The organism is Bradyrhizobium nanningense (assembly GCF_004114535.1).
In the GTDB taxonomy this organism is placed as follows: domain Bacteria; phylum Pseudomonadota; class Alphaproteobacteria; order Rhizobiales; family Xanthobacteraceae; genus Bradyrhizobium; species Bradyrhizobium nanningense.
On sequence record NZ_LBJC01000040.1, the window covers coordinates 1 to 244 of the forward strand.

At 59.8% G+C, this 244-nt stretch carries 1 pseudogene; it reads right to left on the reverse strand.

Features of this window, described 5'->3' with window-relative positions:
• Positions 1–104: 104 nt before the first annotated feature.
• Positions 105–244, reverse strand: a pseudogene (locus tag XH84_RS31730) (IS110 family transposase); the annotation flags it as partial.

Below are 244 nucleotides of genomic sequence, written 5' to 3' on the forward strand. Positions count from 1 at the left end.
GACGCACTTTGCTGAGTCAGCAGTGCAACAGCATCAGCGGAATGGCTCGGCTCACGTCCCGGCAGGGACGCCTTAGGCGTTCAGGTGCAGAACGCTATCGGGACTTATGCGGCAGCTCCGGCATTCGGATTAAACAGCTCGCCGGTTTTAAGCATCGTATGCATTATCACCGCCAGTTTGCGCGCCACGGCCACGGCAGCTCTTTTGAAGCCGATCCTCTGCCGGAGCTGCAGACCCCACGTGC